Source organism: Rhodococcus sp. P3_B8, from assembly GCF_056402775.1.
Genome location: NZ_JBFUGT010000517.1, coordinates 1 through 2,824 on the forward strand (window position 1 = coordinate 1; position 2,824 = coordinate 2,824).

The following is a 2,824-nucleotide window of genomic DNA, read 5'->3' on the forward strand; positions in this document are numbered from 1 at the left end:
ACGCAGATCAGGGCAGGGAAACCCAGGTGCCGAAGAACCAGAATCCGTGCGGGCTCGGCGCGGGGGTCTGCTGCTGTGGAGCGTGCTGCTGCTGAGGCTGCGGCGCCTGCTGCTGCTGGGCCGGGGCGGGGTTGTGGCCCACCGGGTCGGCGCTGGCAACGCCGGCTCCGATGCCGAGGGCTGCGAGGGCGATGCCACCGGTTGCGACGGCCTTGGTCACGACGGACTTCATGCGGTTCCTCCTGGAACGTATCGGATGCGGTGTCAGAACTTCCTGACACAGATCAGAGTGCTCCCCGTCCCTGCCGCAACTCTTCGCTCAGCCTGTCAATCGCCTGGGTGTCAGCGAGGCTGCTCCGCCAGTTTGGCGGCGATCACGCCGTTGAGCCGTTGCAGACCGCTCGGAGTGATGCCGTGGATCTGCCCCTCGATACTGCGCACGACATGCGTGTCGCTGAGGACCTTCTCACTCGACTGGATCAGAACCGTTCCGGCGCCGGTGAAGTCGAACTGCCGTTCCTCCCCGGAGTTGATTCCCATCATGTGGGCGCCCGCCGCGAGGAAGTTGCTGATCCACCCCTGGTCGTAATGGTGACTCGGGGACGGGCAGTCGGCCCACCCGACGAGCGCCTCCGGATCGATCCGCAGCGGCGGCTCGGCGAACATCACCGGGCCGTTGGACGACGCCAGGAACTTGCCGGTCCCGATGAGCGTCAGGAATCCCGGCACGATGGACTGGTTCAGGGCCAGACCCGGTTCGAACGCAAGGAGATTCGACGCCCGGATGGTGAGGTTGCCGTCGTCGAGGTCGTACGAGTTGATGTCGTAACCGCGGTCGCCGATGATCAGTTTCCCGAATCCTTCGGCCACCGCATAGTCGCCCATGTACAGCGGTGCGGAGAACTGGTTGGCGACCATGTGCAGTGCGGCGCCGTGCAATCCGTGGGTCAGGGCCTGGAACTGCATCTGCCCGTAATAGGCGATCATCGCACCCTTGCGGATGAACCAGGGCGCGGTGAGGTCGATGCAGAATGCGTAGCTGTTGTCGGGAATGTTGTCGCTGGCGCCGAGAGTCGACGGATTGTGGATGGCGGTCACAGTTTCTCCTCCGAAGCCTGAACGTAGACGATGCCCTGACCCGTGCACTGCAATTGCATTGCTTCCCCGACCCCGCGACCCATGGCCTCACGCCAGCCGACGGCGGATTTCAGTTCCACCTGGACGCTCCCGTACGTGCCGACGAAAGCGTCGGGGTCGACGAACACCGGATTCGGGCCGCCGACAGGGAGTTCGATGAAGCCGCCGTGTGCGAGCAGCACCGCCGACCCGTACCCGGACAACTGCGTGGTGAACATTCCGGTACCGGAGAGGGCGCCTGCCGCCGCGCCGCGTAGGGCGCCGAGCATGCCGCGTCCGCCGCCACCACCGCCCTGACTCGTCACGGAGATCACCGAACTCTGCAGTCCCGCATTGTGCGCGAGCAGCCGGGACGCCTCGACGCACAGCGCGCCACCCTGCGACATGTCGACGACATGCACCTCGAGTCCGGCGTGACCGTAGTGCACCTCGCCCTGCCCCTGCGCGAGCATCGTGCGTTCGTGCTCGCCCTGCATCATGCGTCCGGCCATCCGGGTGAATCCACCCATGCCCGCCATCGACTGGGAACCCGGCACCTGATGCGGTGAGAACTGCACCTGACCCGTGTAGAACAACATCGCACCCGTGCGCGCCACCACACCGCCTGCGGCGCCGACGTCGACCTTGACGACCTTCGAGTTCACTTTCGAGAAGACCATGGGGCTCACCGCTCTGCCGGTTGAATGGAGACGACGCCGTGACCGTCCCACTTGAGGGAGAAGGCCTCACCGTTGCCCTGGCCGACGGCGCTGCGCCACGACACGTCGGTCACGAACGACTGTGTCACCTGCCCGCGCGCCGAGACGAACGCGTCGGGATCGACCACCAGCGGGTACTGCGGCGACACCTCGAGGTGGATGAGTGGCCCGCCCGCCGACAGCAGTGCCACCTGACCCTGGCCGGAGACGGTCGTGGTGAACAGGCCCTGACCGCCGACCCCGCCGCGTAGTCCGGTGAACGTGACGTTGGTGTTCAGGTTGCCGCTCAAGGCGAGCAGCTGCTGCGATTCCACCTGCAGGGTCTCGTTCGCCAGGTCGACGACGGAGACGTACTGACCGCCCACCGCGAGGTACACGACACCGTGGCCGGAGCATTCCATCAGCGACAGGGCCTCGCCCGTGGCGCGCCTCTTCATTCCGGCGAGGACCCCGTCACCGCCACCGAAACCTGCCGACTTGAAACTGACATTGCCCTCGTAGGCGATCATCGAACCCTGTATCGCCCGGATGGTGGTTCCGGCGAGCTGCGCCTCCACCACCTTCTTCGACTTGTCGAGCAGCCGCCCCATGGGTGCCCTTTCCAGTGTCGAGCGGCAGTGCCCGTGACCGAGTCACGAGCACTGCCGCTGGATGTGAGTACAGGCAGAACCTAGCCGACGGACACCGGGTCCTGCTCGTCTACGTCGTCTTCCGCTTGGCCCGCCGTCGCGACGGCCYTGCGGTTGCGGACGATGCTGGAGATGAAGGCGGCACCGATCAGGGCGACGCCGACGAGTCCGGTGACGTTCTCGTTGACGTGGTAGCCGATGGACACCAGCAGGATCACGGCCAGTGCGCCGATGGCCCAGTGGGCGCCGTGCTCGAGGTACACGTAGTCCGACAGGGTGCCCTTGCGGACCAGGAACACCGTGATGGACCGGACGAACATCGCGCCGACGAAGCCGAGGCCGAGGGCGATGATGATCGGG

The 2,824-nt window shown here is 66.0% G+C and carries 5 protein-coding genes; all 5 read right to left on the reverse strand.

Annotation, left to right across the window (positions count from 1 at the left end; all coding sequences use genetic code 11):
- Positions 1-7 precede the first annotated feature (7 nt).
- Positions 8-232 (reverse strand): hypothetical protein, encoded by a 225-nt coding sequence (locus AC1D1G_RS43875; RefSeq protein ID WP_280780523.1) that lies wholly within the window; start codon positions 230-232, stop codon positions 8-10.
- Between the two features lie 110 nt (positions 233-342).
- Positions 343-1,098, reverse strand: a complete 756-nt coding sequence (locus AC1D1G_RS43880; protein ID WP_011595185.1) for an AIM24 family protein — start codon at positions 1,096-1,098, stop codon at positions 343-345.
- Positions 1,095-1,796, reverse strand: a complete 702-nt coding sequence (locus AC1D1G_RS43885) for an AIM24 family protein (RefSeq protein ID WP_271209559.1) — start codon at positions 1,794-1,796, stop codon at positions 1,095-1,097. The genes AC1D1G_RS43880 and AC1D1G_RS43885 overlap by 4 nt, the downstream gene beginning before the upstream one ends.
- A 5-nt stretch (positions 1,797-1,801) precedes the next feature.
- Positions 1,802-2,425 (reverse strand): AIM24 family protein, encoded by a 624-nt coding sequence (locus tag AC1D1G_RS43890; RefSeq protein ID WP_280780522.1) that lies wholly within the window; start codon positions 2,423-2,425, stop codon positions 1,802-1,804.
- 80 nt (positions 2,426-2,505) lie between these two features.
- On the reverse strand, positions 2,506-2,824 hold a 319-nt coding region (locus AC1D1G_RS43895), incomplete at its 5' end, for a DUF475 domain-containing protein (RefSeq protein ID WP_477956784.1).